The sequence below is a fragment of the Pseudomonas sp. RA_5y_Pfl1_P24 genome (assembly GCF_963970945.1).
Classification (GTDB): Bacteria; Pseudomonadota; Gammaproteobacteria; order Pseudomonadales; family Pseudomonadaceae; genus Aquipseudomonas; species Aquipseudomonas tritici.
On the sequence record NZ_CAXAOJ010000005.1, the window covers coordinates 345,350 to 359,709 of the forward strand.

General features: G+C 60.4%; 18 protein-coding genes. 8 read left to right on the plus strand and 10 right to left on the minus strand.

The genetic code is table 11. The features are described 5' to 3' along the window. Positions 1-257 precede the first annotated feature (257 nt). The 4 genes from ftsY to rpoH all read left to right on the plus strand — a co-directional run bounded on the left by ftsY (position 258) and on the right by rpoH (position 4,331). Positions 258-1,658: a signal recognition particle-docking protein FtsY gene (gene ftsY / locus AACY30_RS10620; RefSeq protein WP_339540300.1), complete on the plus strand. Its 1,401-nt coding sequence runs from the start codon at positions 258-260 to the stop codon at positions 1,656-1,658. After that, positions 1,655-2,326 carry a cell division ATP-binding protein FtsE gene (gene ftsE, locus AACY30_RS10625; RefSeq protein WP_003213784.1) on the plus strand — a complete coding sequence of 224 codons (672 nt, stop codon included), beginning with the start codon at positions 1,655-1,657 and terminating at the stop codon, positions 2,324-2,326. Before ftsY ends, ftsE begins: the two co-directional genes overlap by 4 nt. Continuing rightward, positions 2,323-3,348: a permease-like cell division protein FtsX gene (gene ftsX / locus AACY30_RS10630; protein ID WP_339540277.1), complete on the plus strand. Its 1,026-nt coding sequence runs from the start codon at positions 2,323-2,325 to the stop codon at positions 3,346-3,348. The genes ftsE and ftsX overlap by 4 nt, the downstream gene beginning before the upstream one ends. A 128-nt stretch (positions 3,349-3,476) precedes the next feature. Next, positions 3,477-4,331 carry an RNA polymerase sigma factor RpoH gene (gene rpoH, locus AACY30_RS10635; RefSeq protein WP_339469657.1) on the plus strand — a complete coding sequence of 285 codons (855 nt, stop codon included), beginning with the start codon at positions 3,477-3,479 and terminating at the stop codon, positions 4,329-4,331. A gap of 98 nt (positions 4,332-4,429) precedes the next feature. Here the strand turns inward: rpoH and mtgA are convergent, their stop codons facing one another. After that, entirely contained in the window at positions 4,430-5,152 is a 723-nt protein-coding gene (mtgA, locus tag AACY30_RS10640; protein ID WP_339540278.1) for a monofunctional biosynthetic peptidoglycan transglycosylase, read from the minus strand. 74 nt (positions 5,153-5,226) lie between these two features. Here mtgA and AACY30_RS10645 point away from each other — a divergent pair, with 74 nt between their 5' ends. From AACY30_RS10645 to trmB, 4 genes are all read left to right on the plus strand, one after another. Next, on the plus strand, positions 5,227-5,601 hold the full coding sequence (locus AACY30_RS10645) for a DUF423 domain-containing protein (RefSeq protein WP_339415250.1): 375 nt from the start codon (positions 5,227-5,229) through the stop codon (positions 5,599-5,601). Between the two features lie 80 nt (positions 5,602-5,681). Next, on the plus strand, positions 5,682-5,882 hold the full coding sequence (gene thiS, locus AACY30_RS10650; protein ID WP_163003275.1) for a sulfur carrier protein ThiS: 201 nt from the start codon (positions 5,682-5,684) through the stop codon (positions 5,880-5,882). A 52-nt stretch (positions 5,883-5,934) separates the two neighbouring features. Then, entirely contained in the window at positions 5,935-6,729 is a 795-nt protein-coding gene (locus AACY30_RS10655) for a thiazole synthase (protein ID WP_032884143.1), read from the plus strand. A gap of 9 nt (positions 6,730-6,738) precedes the next feature. Continuing rightward, positions 6,739-7,464: a tRNA (guanosine(46)-N7)-methyltransferase TrmB gene (gene trmB, locus AACY30_RS10660; RefSeq protein WP_339415251.1), complete on the plus strand. Its 726-nt coding sequence runs from the start codon at positions 6,739-6,741 to the stop codon at positions 7,462-7,464. A gap of 158 nt (positions 7,465-7,622) precedes the next feature. Here the strand turns inward: trmB and AACY30_RS10665 are convergent, their stop codons facing one another. The 9 genes from AACY30_RS10665 to AACY30_RS10705 form a co-directional block, all read right to left on the minus strand. Next, complete coding sequence (locus AACY30_RS10665) at positions 7,623-7,946, minus strand: DUF3392 domain-containing protein (RefSeq protein WP_010207241.1); 324 nt, start codon at positions 7,944-7,946, stop codon at positions 7,623-7,625. Positions 7,947-7,963: 17 nt separating this feature from the next. Then, a complete protein-coding gene (gene hemW / locus AACY30_RS10670) occupies positions 7,964-9,166 on the minus strand; it encodes a radical SAM family heme chaperone HemW (protein ID WP_339540279.1) in 1,203 nt (400 codons plus the stop codon). Further along, positions 9,163-9,759 carry an RdgB/HAM1 family non-canonical purine NTP pyrophosphatase gene (gene rdgB / locus AACY30_RS10675; protein WP_339427647.1) on the minus strand — a complete coding sequence of 199 codons (597 nt, stop codon included), beginning with the start codon at positions 9,757-9,759 and terminating at the stop codon, positions 9,163-9,165. The genes hemW and rdgB overlap by 4 nt, the downstream gene beginning before the upstream one ends. Beyond that, complete coding sequence (locus tag AACY30_RS10680) at positions 9,756-10,190, minus strand: DUF4426 domain-containing protein (protein WP_339469668.1); 435 nt, start codon at positions 10,188-10,190, stop codon at positions 9,756-9,758. The genes rdgB and AACY30_RS10680 overlap by 4 nt, the downstream gene beginning before the upstream one ends. Before the next feature lie 22 nt (positions 10,191-10,212). Next, positions 10,213-10,833 carry a methionine biosynthesis protein MetW gene (gene metW / locus AACY30_RS10685; RefSeq protein WP_339415255.1) on the minus strand — a complete coding sequence of 207 codons (621 nt, stop codon included), beginning with the start codon at positions 10,831-10,833 and terminating at the stop codon, positions 10,213-10,215. Between the two features lie 7 nt (positions 10,834-10,840). Beyond that, a complete protein-coding gene (gene metX / locus AACY30_RS10690; protein ID WP_339415256.1) occupies positions 10,841-11,980 on the minus strand; it encodes a homoserine O-succinyltransferase MetX in 1,140 nt (379 codons plus the stop codon). Between the two features lie 207 nt (positions 11,981-12,187). Further along, positions 12,188-12,778, minus strand: coding sequence for a YggT family protein (locus tag AACY30_RS10695; protein ID WP_339415257.1), 591 nt, complete (start codon positions 12,776-12,778; stop codon positions 12,188-12,190). A 9-nt stretch (positions 12,779-12,787) separates the two neighbouring features. Then, positions 12,788-13,606 carry a pyrroline-5-carboxylate reductase gene (gene proC / locus AACY30_RS10700; protein ID WP_339415258.1) on the minus strand — a complete coding sequence of 273 codons (819 nt, stop codon included), beginning with the start codon at positions 13,604-13,606 and terminating at the stop codon, positions 12,788-12,790. Positions 13,607-13,640: 34 nt separating this feature from the next. Further along, positions 13,641-14,327 (minus strand): YggS family pyridoxal phosphate-dependent enzyme, encoded by a 687-nt coding sequence (locus AACY30_RS10705; RefSeq protein WP_339540280.1) that lies wholly within the window; start codon positions 14,325-14,327, stop codon positions 13,641-13,643. Between the last annotated feature and the right edge of the window lie 33 nt (positions 14,328-14,360).

Below are 14,360 nucleotides of genomic sequence, written 5' to 3' on the forward strand. Positions count from 1 at the left end.
TTGGTCTTAGCGTCGGCGGGCGAGGAGGTTAGGGCGTGTCATTCATCATTACCAGTGGCACTGGTAATGATGAATGACACGCCCTAGGATACTGATCCGACTTAAGGACGGCCACTGCGGCGGTCCTGTTGAGGTCCTATTTAGGCCTTACAAAATGTTGCGCATGAACGAGCTGGCTAAAAAACAGTCTGTTACGCATCAAATTTTATTTACCGAAGCGCCCCTTGGCGCGTCGCTACCTTGAGATAGCCGTCTCCATGTTTGGTTCCAACGACGACAAGAAGACCCCAGCTGCGGCTGGCGAGAAGAAAGGCCTGTTCGGATGGCTGCGCAAAAAGCCGCAGGAAACCGTCGTCGAACAGCCGCAGGTTCAAGCTGAACCGATCCCTGACCCTATAGTAGAAGCCGAACCGGTCGCCGAAACGCCAGCGCCGGTGGTGTTGCCGATGGCTGAGCCGGTGTTGCAGCCGGTGGCAGAGGTTGAGCCAGAGCCAGAGCCAGAGCCAGAGCACAAACCGTGGCCTGAGTTGCCGGTGGCCGAAGAGCCTGTGGCGTTGGTTGAAGATGTGCAGACCGAGCATGTGGCACCGCCGATTCCGGCTGTGGCTGCGCCGGTTGACATCGTGGTCGAAGCGCCGCCCGTCGTTGAAGTGCCTGCGCCAGCGGTCGTCGAATCCCCGCCTGCCGCCGTCGAGCCCGAGCCTGTCGCTGACACTGCGCAAACCAGCAAAGCTGGCTTCTTCACCCGCCTCAAGCAAGGCCTGAGCAAAACCAGCGCCAGCATCGGCGAAGGCATGGCCAGCCTGTTCCTCGGCAAAAAAGTCATTGATGACGAACTGCTGGAAGACATCGAAACCCGTCTGCTCACCGCTGACGTGGGCGTCGAAGCTACTGCCGTAATCATCCAGAGCCTGACCCAGAAGGTAGCGCGCAAGCAGCTGACCGACGCCGACGCGCTCTACAAATCCCTGCAGGCAGAGCTGGCCGCCATGCTCAAGCCGGTGGAAGCGCCGCTGGTGATCACCCCGAACAAGCCGTTCGTGATCTTGGTGGTGGGCGTCAACGGCGCCGGCAAGACCACCACCATTGGTAAATTGGCCAAGAAACTGCAGTCGGAAGGCAAGAAAGTCATGCTGGCCGCGGGCGATACCTTCCGTGCCGCAGCGGTTGAGCAGTTGCAGGTCTGGGGCGAGCGCAACAAGATCCCGGTCATCGCCCAGCACACCGGCGCCGATTCCGCCTCGGTTATCTTCGATGCCGTGCAAGCCGCCAAGGCGCGCAACATCGACGTGCTGATCGCCGATACCGCCGGTCGCCTGCACACCAAAGACAATTTGATGGAAGAACTGAAGAAAGTGCGCCGCGTGATCGGCAAGCTGGATGCAGACGCGCCGCACGAAGTGCTGCTGGTGCTCGACGCCGGTACCGGCCAGAACGCCATCAGCCAGGCCAAACAATTCAACCAGACGGTGCAACTGACCGGCCTGGCATTGACTAAGCTCGACGGCACGGCCAAGGGCGGTGTGATTTTCGCCCTGGCTAAACAGTTCGGGCTGCCGATTCGTTACATCGGCGTTGGTGAAGGCATCGACGACCTGCGCACCTTTGAAGCCGAACCCTTTGTACAGGCGCTGTTTGCCGAGCGGGAGCGTTCATGATTCGATTCGAACAGGTCGGTAAACGCTATGCCAACGGGCATGTCGGCTTGCATGAGCTGAGCTTTCGAGTGCGTCGCGGCGAATTCTTGTTTGTCACCGGCCATTCCGGTGCAGGCAAAAGTACCTTGCTGCGCCTGCTGCTGGCCATGGAGCGCCCAACCACCGGCAAACTGCTGCTGGCGGGTCAGGATCTGGCAACTATCAGCAATGCGCAGATTCCCTTCCTGCGCCGCCAGATCGGCGTGGTGTTCCAGAACCACCAGTTACTGTTCGATCGCACGGTGTTCAATAACATCGCGCTGCCGTTGCAGATCCTCGGGCTGTCCAAGGCCGAGATCGTCAAGCGCGTGGACTCGGCCCTTGAGCGCGTGGCGCTGTCTGACAAGACCGATCTCTACCCCGGCGACCTGTCCACCGGCCAGCAACAGCGTGTCGGCATCGCCCGCGCCATCGTGCATCGCCCGGCCTTGCTGCTGGCTGATGAACCCACCGGTAACCTCGACCCGCGACTGGCGGCCGAGATCATGGGGGTATTCGAAGACATCAACCGCCTGGGCACCAGCGTGCTGATCGCCAGCCACGACCTCGCGCTGATCGCGCGCATGCGCCATCGCATGCTGACCCTGCAACGCGGCCGCCTGATCGGTGACGGGGAGGCCGGCGTATGAGTGCAACACGCAGCCCTAAAGTCTCCGAGCGCGTGGCGCCGAAACCGGCCGACCCGCAACCGCAGAAGAAGAAAAAACACAACGAAGACGACGGCCCGGACTTCAGCACCTTGCTGCGCGCCTGGATTGAAAACCATCGCGCCAGCCTGCTCGACAGCCTGCGTCGCCTGGGCAAGCAGCCGATCGGCAGTTTTTTCACCTGCCTGGTGATGGCTGTGGCGTTGAGCCTGCCGATGGGTTTGTCGTTGCTGCTCAATAATGTCGAGCGCCTGGGCGGTTCCTGGCAGCGCGCGGCGCAAATTTCCCTGTACTTGAACATCGACGCCAGCGCCAAAGACGGCGAGTCCCTGCGCGATGACATCAAGAATATGCCCGGCGTGGCGGAGGCTGAGTACATCAGCCGTGATCAGGCTCTTGAAGAGTTCCAGCAACAATCCGGCCTGGGCGAGGCGCTCAAGGAGCTGCCGCAGAACCCACTGCCGGGCGTGGTTCTGGTAACGCCGAACGAAGTCGATAAGCCGACGCTGGAAGCCCTGCGACAAAAACTCGCAGAGATGCCCAAGGTGCAACAGGCGCAACTTGATCTAGTCTGGGTTGAGCGGCTGGCGGCGATTCTGAAGCTGGGCGACCGGTTTGTGTTCGGGCTGACGGTGCTGTTGGTGTCTGCATTACTTTTGGTGATAGGTAATACCATTCGTCTTCATATTGAAAACCGTCGCATCGAGATAGAAGTGATTAAACTGGTCGGCGGCACGGACAGCTATGTGCGTCGTCCTTTTCTGTACATGGGCGCGCTTTATGGCTTCGGTGCCGGGATTTTGTCCTGGGGGGTGCTGGCTTTTGGCCTTGACTGGCTGAACGACGCGGTTGTCGGGCTTGCCGGGCTTTATGGCAGTGATTTCGCCTTGGCCGGTGTGCCGGTCGCCGATGGTCTGAGCCTCTTGCTTGGCGCAGTACTGTTGGGGTATATCGGTGCCTGGATTGCGGTTGCACGGCATTTACGTGAGTTGGCACCGAAGTAGTTAATGCCAGATTAATGTGGTTACGTTGTATTGACCGTATCAGTGGTTTAGGGAACTTGTCCTACGGTTCCCGGTCAATTTTCGCAGTGCTGAACTGCACGAGTTATGTGAGTCGGAGGTTTTTTCGTATGACCACTTCTTTGCAACCTGCTTATGCCTTGGTGCCAGGTGGGAACCTGGAAGCCTATGTGCACACGGTGAACAGCATTCCATTGCTGACGCCTGAGCAGGAGCGTGAACTGGCCGAGAGTCTCTACTATGAGCAGGATTTGGGGGCGGCTCGGCAGATGGTGCTCGCCCACCTGCGTTTTGTCGTACATATCGCCCGTAGCTATAGCGGCTACGGCCTGGCCCAGGCTGACCTGATCCAGGAAGGCAACGTTGGCCTGATGAAGGCGGTCAAGCGCTTCAACCCTGAAATGGGTGTGCGCCTGGTGTCGTTTGCCGTGCACTGGATCAAGGCGGAAATCCACGAGTTCATCCTGCGCAACTGGCGCATTGTGAAAGTCGCGACCACCAAGGCCCAGCGCAAGCTGTTCTTCAACCTGCGCAGCCAGAAGAAACGCCTGGCGTGGCTGAATAACGAGGAAGTCCACCGTGTGGCCGAAAGCCTCGGCGTGGAGCCGCGTGAAGTGCGCGAGATGGAAAGCCGCCTGACCGGCCATGACATGGCCTTCGACCCGGCCGCCGAAGCGGACGACGACAGCGCCTTCCAATCGCCGGCCAACTACCTGGAAGATCACCGGTACGACCCGGCGCGTCAGTTGGAGGATGCGGACTGGAGCGACAACTCCAACCACAACCTGCACGAAGCGTTGGAAGTGCTGGACGACCGCAGCCGTGACATCCTCTACCAGCGCTGGCTGGCGGAAGAAAAAGCCACGCTGCACGACCTGGCACAGAAGTACAACGTGTCGGCCGAGCGGATTCGTCAGCTTGAGAAAAGCGCGATGAATAAGCTGAAGTTGTCGATCGCCGCCTAAAGCGCTGCGAAAAACCAAAAAAATGCCCCGATCGAGAGATCGGGGCATTTTTGTTTGCATCTATTAACTGACCGTAGCAGCTGTCGAGAGAGGTTGGGTCATTCGGACCAAGGGGCCTTGCGGGAGTTATTCAGCTCAACCAGATAACCATCCCCACCCAACTGGCCCATCTGCTGCCGAATCCACGCCGCGCGCCTTGCCACATACGCCGTCGGATGGCTGGCACTCCAGACCCGCGGGTTAGGCAGTACGGCGGCCAAATAGCTGGCCTGTTGCCGAGAAAGCCCCTTGGCACTTACCCCAAAGTGATGCCGCGCTGCCGCTTCTGCGCCAAACACCCCTTCATCCCACTCAACGCTGTTGAGGTACACCTCAAGAATCCGCTGCTTGGGCCACAACACCTCGATCAGCCCGGTAAACCAAACCTCCAGGCCTTTGCGCAAATAACTGCGGCCGGCCCACAGGAACAGGTTTTTCGACACCTGCTGGCTCAGCGTGCTGGCGCCGCGTATCGAACCGCCGCGCTCGTTGTGCTGAATCGCCGCCTGGATTGCGCCGAAATCAAAACCCCAGTGCTGCGGGAAGTGCTGGTCTTCACCGGCAATCACCGCCATTTTGAGGTCATCGGAGATATCGTCCCACGGCACCCAGCTGCGCTGCAGGTCGATGGGCTCGCCGTCAAGCCACGATTCGACCTTGCGCTCCACCATCAGCGCAGTGAAGGGCGGCGGGACGAAGCGAAACAGCAGGACCAACAGCACACTGCCGATGGCGAGCCATTTGACGACATTGAGAAAGCGTTTGAAGAGGACACGCAGCATAGAGATGGCTTGGCCGAACCCGTTGAGCGGGCCATTATACAGACCCTGCCCGATGAGTCTGACTGGAGTTCCTCATGCTGCGTAGCTTTCTGATGCTGGCTGCCTTTTTCGGCTTCACCGGTGTCGCCCTTGGCGCCTTCGCCGCCCACGGCCTGAAGAACCGCCTGAGTGCCGAATACCTGGCGATCTTCCATACCGGTGTGACCTACCAACTGGTGCACACCCTGGCCCTGTTTGGCGTGGCACTGTTGGCCGCACACATTCCTGGCCGGCTGGTCACCTGGGCGGGCATCTCCTTTGCCGTCGGCATCCTGCTGTTCTCCGGCAGCCTGTATGTGCTGACGATGACCGGTATCAGCAAGCTCGGCATCATCACGCCATTTGGTGGCCTGGCTTTTCTGCTCGGCTGGTTCTTTCTGGGCCTGGCGGCGTGGCGCTTGCAGCTTTAGACCGCTTGACGCTTGAAGCTGACCTTCAGGTCCCAATCGCGCTAGAATGCTGGCCCCTAAAAACGATGGCGGCCCTTGGCATGCGCATTCAGTTGAACGGCGAGTCCCTTGAACTGCCCGACGGTGAAACCGTTGCGGCCCTACTGACCCGTCTGGACCTGACCGGGCGCCGCGTCGCAGTGGAGCTCAACCTGGATATCGTCCCGCGTAGCCAGCACGCCGAGACCGCGCTCACCGACGGTGACCAGGTCGAAGTGGTCCACGCCATCGGCGGCGGCTAGTCGCGCAGCTTGCTGAATTCTGCAGAACCTCACCCCATTTCGAGGATTTCCCATGAGCATCGTTCGTAGCGACAAGCCCTTCGTCCTGGCCGGTCGTACCTACCAGTCCCGCCTGTTAGTGGGTACCGGCAAGTACCGCGACATGGAAGAGACCCGCCTGGCCATCGAAGCCTCGGGCGCCGAGATCGTCACCTTCGCCGTGCGCCGCACCAACCTCGGCCAGATCGAAGGCGAGCCGAACCTGCTCGAAGTGCTGTCGCCGGATCGCTACACCTTCTTGCCGAACACCGCCGGGTGCTATGACGCCATCGAAGCCGTGCGCACCTGCCGCCTGGCCCGTGAGCTGCTCGACGGCCATAATCTGGTGAAGCTGGAAGTGCTGGCCGACCAGAAAACCCTGTTTCCCAACGTGATCGAGACCCTCAAGGCCGCTGAAACGCTGGTCAAGGAAGGCTTCGACGTGATGGTCTACACCAGCGATGACCCGATCATCGCGCGCCAACTGGCCGAAATCGGTTGTATCGCCGTAATGCCGCTGGCCGGTCTGATCGGTTCCGGTCTGGGTATCTGCAATCCGTACAACCTGCAGATCATCCTTGAAGAAGCCAAGATTCCCGTACTGGTGGACGCGGGCGTTGGCACTGCCTCCGACGCTACCATCGCCATGGAACTGGGCTGCGACGCAGTGCTGATGAACTCGGCCATCGCCCATGCCCAACAGCCAATCATGATGGCTGAAGCCATGAAACACGCCATCGTCGCGGGCCGCCTGGCGTACCTCGCCGGTCGCATGCCGAAAAAACTCTACGCCAGCGCCTCCTCGCCGCTGGATGGTCTGATCAAGTAAGAGCCATTGATGACTGAATCAAACGAAACGCCGAACACTCTGGACGACGCCGACGAGTCCAAGCACCGCCGCATCAAGAGTTTTGTGATGCGCGCCGGTCGCATGACCGAAGGCCAGCAAAAGGGCCTGGAGCAAGGCGCACCCTTGTTTGTGCTGCCCCTGGCCGACGCACCGGTGGATTACGACCAGGTGTTCGGCCGTTCGGCCCCGCGTTCCCTGGAAATCGGCTTCGGCATGGGCCACTCCCTGCTGGAAATGGCGGCAGCCTCGCCAGAACAGGATTTCATCGGTGTTGAAGTGCATCGCCCAGGTGTTGGCGCGTTGCTCAACGGCGTATTGACCCAAGGGTTGACCAACCTGCGGGTCTACGACTGCGACGCGATCGAAGTGCTCAACCGCTGCATCGCCGACAACAGCCTTGATCGGCTGATGCTGTTCTTCCCGGATCCTTGGCATAAATCCCGTCACCACAAGCGCCGTATCGTCCAGGCTTCCTTCGCGGAGCTGGTACGCAGCAAGCTCAAGGTCGGCGGCATCTTGCACATGGCCACCGACTGGGAACCGTACGCGGAATACATGCTGGAAGTCATGAACGTGGCCCCCGGCTACCGCAACCTGGCCGAAGACGGCAAATGCGTGCCACGCCCGGCTGAGCGCCCGATCACCAAGTTCGAACGCCGCGGCGAGCGACTCGGGCATGGTGTGTGGGATTTGAAGTTCGAAAAAATCGACTGAGTAGCACACGGTCAAAACTGTGGGAGCTGGCTTGTCGGATCGCCGCACCGCTGCGATGCAGGCACCTCGGTGTATCAGTGATACCCAGGTGATGCTATCGCAGCGGTGCGGCGATCCGGCAAGCCAGCTCCCACATTTGTTTTGTGTTGGGCTTTAGGTCAGCGGCGATCTGCCACAACCCCAATCAACACCAGCACCACCACCAGCACCGGTGCCAGGCTGTAGTTATTGAACTGGCTCAACCCTCGCACAATCCACGGTGTGGCATAGATCAACGCCGCGCCGCTGCCGATCATGCACAGCAGCGCCATCAACGGTACGCGCAATGCGCCGGCGACGCTGCCCAGGCGGGCTTCTACCCAGCCTTTGATATCAGCGCCAAACAGCACCAGCAAACAGCCCACAAGGGCCAGGGATATTTCCGACAGGTTGCTGCGGCTCCAGCGGGATACGGTGGCGAGCAGGTCGAGTACCAAATCCATTCGATTTCCTTAGAGCGTCAGCTCAAAAACGTCTGCAGCAGGTCATTGAGAAAGAGTTGCCCGCGGTCGGTCGCCGCCAGGCGTGACGGTTCGACCTGCATTAAGCCGCTTTGTTCTGCATCCGTGCGTGCGTCATCCAGGCTTGCCAGATCGAGGCCGGTGCGCTCGGCGTAGAGCTTGGCTTCGACACCTTCGGTCAGGCGCAAAGCGTTCATCAGGAACTCAAACGGCAGTTCCTCGTTAGTCAGCTCTTTCGCCCCAGCCTGAAAGCTTTTGGCCGGGTTGAGGTAGCCCTTCGGCGCTCGCGTCTTCCAGGTGCGCACGATGCGCCCGTCCGGATGGCTGAGTTTGCCGTGGGCGCCGGCGCCGATGCCGATAAAGTCACCGAAGCTCCAGTAGTTCAGGTTATGCCGCGCCGGGCGACCTGGCTGGGCATAGGCCGAGACTTCATATTGCGCGTAACCGTGTTCAGCAAGCAGCGCCTGGCCCGCTTCCTGGATATCCCACAGCGTATCGTCTTCCGGCAGCGCGGGCGGCTGGTTCCAGAATACGGTGTTGGGCTCCAGGGTCAGTTGGTACCACGACAAGTGCGTGGGTTTGAGTGCGATGGCTTGGCGCAAATCGCTCAACGCGTCGTCCAGGGACTGATCGGGCAAACCGTGCATCAAATCCAGGTTGAAGTTATCAAACCCGGCCAGGCGCGCCATGCCCGCTGCACGCACGGCTTCATCACCATTGTGGATACGTCCCAGGGCCTGGAGCTTTTCCTGCTGGAAACTCTGGATGCCGATGGACAGGCGATTGATCCCCAGCTTGCGATAAGCCACGAATTTCTCTTGCTCGAACGTCCCTGGGTTGGCTTCCAGGGTGATCTCTATATCGCTGGCAAACCGGATGCGTGCTTCCACGCCCTCAAGCAAGCGGCCCAGCGCTGCGGCGCTGAACAGACTGGGCGTACCACCACCGAAGAAGATCGAACTCAGTTCGCGACCGTAAACCGCATACAGGTCCTGATCGAGATCGGCCAGCAAGGCGTCCACATAGTCTTCCTCCGGCAGCACCTTGCTGGCGGTGTGGGAGTTGAAGTCGCAATAGGGGCATTTGCGTACGCACCACGGGATGTGGATATACAGCGCCAGGGGCGGCAGCACAGGCAGGGCCGCCCGGGGTGTTTGCGCGCCGCCGTGGATCAGCGGCTGCGCGGAGGTGTTCTGGGTCATTTCAGGCTCAGGCGTTGGCGCAGCAAATCCATTGCGCGAGCGCGATGGCTGATCTGGTTCTTGTCGGCCGGGCTCAACTCGGCGCTCGAGACATTACGTTCCGGCACCCAGAACAGCGGATCATAGCCAAAACCATGCTCACCGCTGGCTGCATGCAGAATGCGCCCGTGCCACAGGCCTTCGCACAGGATCGGCAATGGATCATCGGCATGTCGTACCAGGGCCAGCACACACACGAACTGCGCGCCGCGCATCGCGTCCGGTACATCCTTGAGGGCGTCGAGCAACTTGGCGTTGTTGGCCGCGTCGCCTTTGCCGTCGGCGTAACGTGCCGAGTAAATGCCAGGAGCGCCGCCGAGGAAGTCCACCGCCAGGCCCGAGTCATCCGCCAGCGCCGGCAGGCCGGAAATACGTGCCGCATTGCGTGCCTTGAGAATGGCGTTCTCGACGAACGACAGGCCGGTCTCTTCCGGCTCCACCTGGCTGAACTCGCCAATCGAGCGCAATTGCACGGATTCGCCGAGCATCGCCTGAAGTTCTTTAAGCTTGCCGGCGTTGTGGCTGGCGAGTACGAGTTGGGTAAGGTTTATCATTGCGCCGGAAACAGTTCCTGGTTGAATTGGAAGCTATGGGCTTTGCCACCGGTTTCAACATTGATGGTAAACGTCTTGTATTCCCGCTGCGTCACGGCGTAAGGGGCGAGGTAGTTAATCCCGCCTTTTTCTTCGATTTGCTTGAACGTCAGTATCTCGCTCTTGCCGCTCAGATCCTTGATGGTGCCGGTGACTTGCGCCGCCACTGGCGTCACGCCTTTGATCACGGTTACGTTGATCAAGCCCTTCTCCTTGCTGCGCACCACGCCGATCTTCTGGGCGGTTTCCGGCTGCAGGAAGCTGGAAGTGAAGGTGTTGTAGTGGACGGTGATATCGCCGAAGTCTTTCTTGCGATTTGCGTCGATAGCGTCCGCGGCCATGGCGCTGGCGCCCAGGCAAGCGGTCAATAGAAAAACAGCCAAACGACTCATGAACGTCCCTCTTGAAAGATGATTAGACGGCAATCTTGTGGTCGATCAGGCCAGGGCTGCTGACCCGGTAAATACCAATTTCGCCCAACAGGTTGGGCCATAGCTTACTCGCCCAGCCGTGGCGGTGCTGTTGATCGACGGCAAGGCGGTTGATCACTTTGGCTTCACGCTCGCTACACAAGGCTTCGAAGTCTTCGAAAGTGCAGAAGTGGATGTTCGGCGTGTTGTACCAGGTGTAGGGCAGGAAATCCGATACCGGCATGCGGCCCTTTGTGGCCAGGTACCAGCGGCAGCGCCAGTGACCGAAGTTGGGAAAGGTGATGATGCACTGGCGGCCGACGCGCAGCATTTCGTCGAGGATGCGATCCGGGTAGTGCACCGCCTGTAGCGCCTGGGTCATCACCACGATGTCGAAACTGTTGCTGGCAAAGTTGCCCAGGCCCTTGTCCAGGTCCTGTTCGATCACGTTAATGCCCTTGGCTACGCACTGGGCGATGTTGTCCGGGTCGTTTTCCAGGCCGTAGCCGGTGACTTGCTTGTTGTCCCGCAGCCAACTCAGCAGTTCCCCATCGCCGCAACCCAAGTCGAGCACGCGGCTGCCAGCGGGGATCCAGTCTTGGATGATTTCCAGGTCGGCTCTCATGGTGCTCTCACAAAGTTATGCGGTTCATGTAGTTGCTGAAGGCTTGCAGGTACCGCGGGATCGGAATCAGGAAGGCGTCATGGCCTTGCGGAGCATCGATCTCCAGGTAGCAGACGTCTTTGCGCGCAGCCATCAGCGCATCCACCAGCTCACGCGAGCGTGCCGGCGAGAAACGCCAGTCGGTGGTGAAGGACATCACGCAAAACTTGGCCGTAGCGCCCTCGAAGGTTTTCGCCAGGTCGTCGTCGTGGTTGGCGGCCGGGTCGAAGTAGTCCAGGGCCTTGGTCATCAGCAAGTACGTATTGGCGTCGAAACGCCCCGAGAATTCCTCGCCCTGATAACGCAGGTAGCTCTCCACCTGGAACTCAACGCTATGGAAGTCGTAGTTGAGCTTTTCGCTCTTGAGGCCACGGCCGAATTTTTCGCCCATGGAATCATCGGACAGGTAGGTGATGTGCCCGACCATGCGCGCCAGCATCAAGCCACGCTTTGGAATCACCCCCGCTTCCTGGAACGAACCGCCGTGGAACTCGGGGTCGGTAAGGATGGCCTGGCGCGCCACTTCGTTGAAGGCGATGTTCTGTGCCGACAACTTGGGGGCCGAGGCGATAGCCAGGCAATGGCGCACGCGATCCGGGTAGGTAATGGTCCATTGCAGCGCCTGCATGCCGCCCAGGCTGCCGCCGATCACCGCTGCCCATTGATCGACGCCCAGCAGGTCGGCAAGACGCGCCTGGCTGTGCACCCAGTCTTCCACGGTGAGCACCGGGAAGTCGGCGCCGAACGGCTTGCCGGTTTCCGGGTTGATACTGCTCGGGCCAGTGGATCCGTTGCAGCCGCCGAGGTTGTTCAGGCTGACCACGAAGAACGTGTTTGTGTCGATGGGTTTGCCAGGGCCGATGCAACTGTCCCACCAGCCAGGCTTGCGCTCGTCGGCGGAGTGGAAACCGGCAGCGTGATGATGGCCGGACAGGGCGTGGCAGATCAGCACGGCATTGCTCGCCGTGGCGTTCAGTTGGCCGTAGGTTTCGTAGATCAGGTCATAGGCAGGCAGCGAACGTCCGCAGGCCAGGGCCAGCGGTTCGCTGAAGTGCGCCACTTGGGGCACGACCAGTCCAACAGAATCGGGGGGGAAGGCAGTTGGCATCGACCCTGCTCTCGTTTAAATGAGGCGTAAGTCTAAAGACCGCTGCACCTAGCGGCAAGCAAAGGCCTGTGCGGATTCAATTCAATAGGCAGATACAAAATGTGGGAGCTGGCTTGCCTGCGATACCGGCGTGCCAGTCAGCCAATCCGTTGACTGATACACCGCTATCGCAGGTAAGCCAGCTCCCACACTTTACTGCGCCAAGTGTTAGATCAGCACTCGCAGGATGTCCGGCATTGAGGTCATGGCCGCCAGGTTGTTGATCACCAGCATATCCAGCAACTTGAGCACCATGAACGCCAGGATCGGCGAGATATCCAGGCCGCCCAGGTTCGGCAGCAGCCTGCGGAACGGCGCCAGGGCCGGCTCGCAGATCTGGTTCACCAGCTCAGCGCCAGGGTTATGGCTACCCGGAGCGACCCAGGACAGGATCACGCTGATGATCAAAGCAAAGAAGAAGATCTTCAGGAACAGCGCGGTCACGCCGATGATTGCCCAGACCAGCAACTGGACGAAATTGCCGGTGGTGCCGTAGGTCAGCAGCAGGGTGAGAGCCATCAAGGCCAACTGCACCAGGATCGCCAGTACCAACGACGACATGTCCAGGCCGAAAAGGCTCGGGATGATCCGGCGCAACGGCTTGAGCAGTGGCTGGGTGGCCTTGACGATGAACTGGCAGAGCGGGTTGTAGAAGTTCGCGCGCACCAGTTGCAGCACGAAGCGCATCAGCACGATCAGCAAATACAGACTGCCGATGGTTTGCAGCACGTAGACGGCTGCGGTGTTCAAACCAATCATGTTGGCTCCTTATTTGCCAAGTTGTTCGGCGAGTTCGGCCGAGCGGTGCGCAGCGGCGCCCAATGCTTTTTCGACCAGGGCTTCAAAGCCCCCGGCCTGGAACGATTCGATAGCCGCTTGTGTGGTGCCGCCGGGGGAGGTCACGCGACGGCGCAACTCGGCTGCGTCCACGTCGCTGGACACCGCCATATGTGCGGCGCCCAGGGCGGTTTGTTCAGCCAGCTGCTCGGCAACGTCCTTGGACAGGCCCAGTTTCACGCCGGCGGCGGTCATGGCTTCGATCAGCAGGAAGAAATACGCCGGGCCGCTGCCGGACACGGCGGTGACCGCGTCCAGTTGCTGCTCCTGTTCCAGCCACAGGGCGATGCCCACGGCGGACAGCAGCTCTTGGGCCTGGTCACGTTGTTCGGCGGTGACGTCAGCCGTTGCGTACAAACCGCTCACGCCCTGGCGCAGCAGGGATGGCGTATTCGGCATACAACGCACGATCGGCTGGTCGCCGAGCCATTGCTTCAGGCTGGCGCAGTTGATCCCGGCGGCGATGGACACCACCAGTTGCTGTGGTTGCAGGCTCGGGCGCAGGCTTTCGCACACGGCCTTCATGGCTTGCGGCTTGACTGCCAGCACGATCACGTCGACGCCCTGGATGGCCTCAGCGTTGTCGGCAAAGGTTTCAATGCCGTGCTCGGCGCTGACGCGGGCACGGGTGTCGGCGCCCGGGTCGCTGGCGCGAATTTGCGCGCTGCCCAGGCCTTGGGCCCGTAGGCCACCGATCAGGCTGGCCGCCATGTTGCCGGCGCCGATAAAAGCTATACGCGTGTCTGTCATGACAGGTCCTTGGTTAAATAGAAGTCAGCCATTTTCAAGGCTGGCCGTAGTCGCGGGCGCCGAACAGGGCGGTACCGATCCGCACCCAGGTGGCGCCTTGGGCAATGGCCGACTCGAGGTCGTGGCTCATGCCCATGGAAAGTGTGTCCAACGGCAGGTTCAAACGGGCTTGCAGCTCGCGTACGGTGGCGAACGCCGCATCTTGGGCCGTCCGATCTTCAGTCGGCTCGGGGATCGCCATCAAGCCACGCAGCTTCAGGCGCGGCAAGGCGCTGATCGCATTGGCCAGGGCCGGCAGGTCGGCGGGTGTACAGCCGGACTTGCTGGCTTCGCCACTGACGTTGACCTGAATGCAGATATTCAGCTGCGGCAGGTTGGCCGGGCGCTGTTCGGACAAACGTTGAGCAATTTTCAAACGGTCCACGGAATGCACCCAAGCGAAGTTCTCGGCGATCGCACGAGTCTTGTTCGATTGAATGGGGCCGATGAAGTGCCAACTCAAGGGCAAGTCGGTCAATTCCTCCTGTTTGCCCAACGCTTCCTGTAGATAGTTCTCGCCAAAATCGCGCATCCCGGCGGCATAGGCTTCGCGCACTGCGAGTGCGGGTTTGGTCTTGCTCACGGCCAGCAGGTGGATGCTGCTTGCGTCACGTTGCACGGCGTCGGCTGCGGCGCGGATGCGCTGGCTAACCAGGCCGATGTTGTCTGCTATCGTCGACATTCAAGATGCGCCCGTGGATATGGAGTCCGCGGC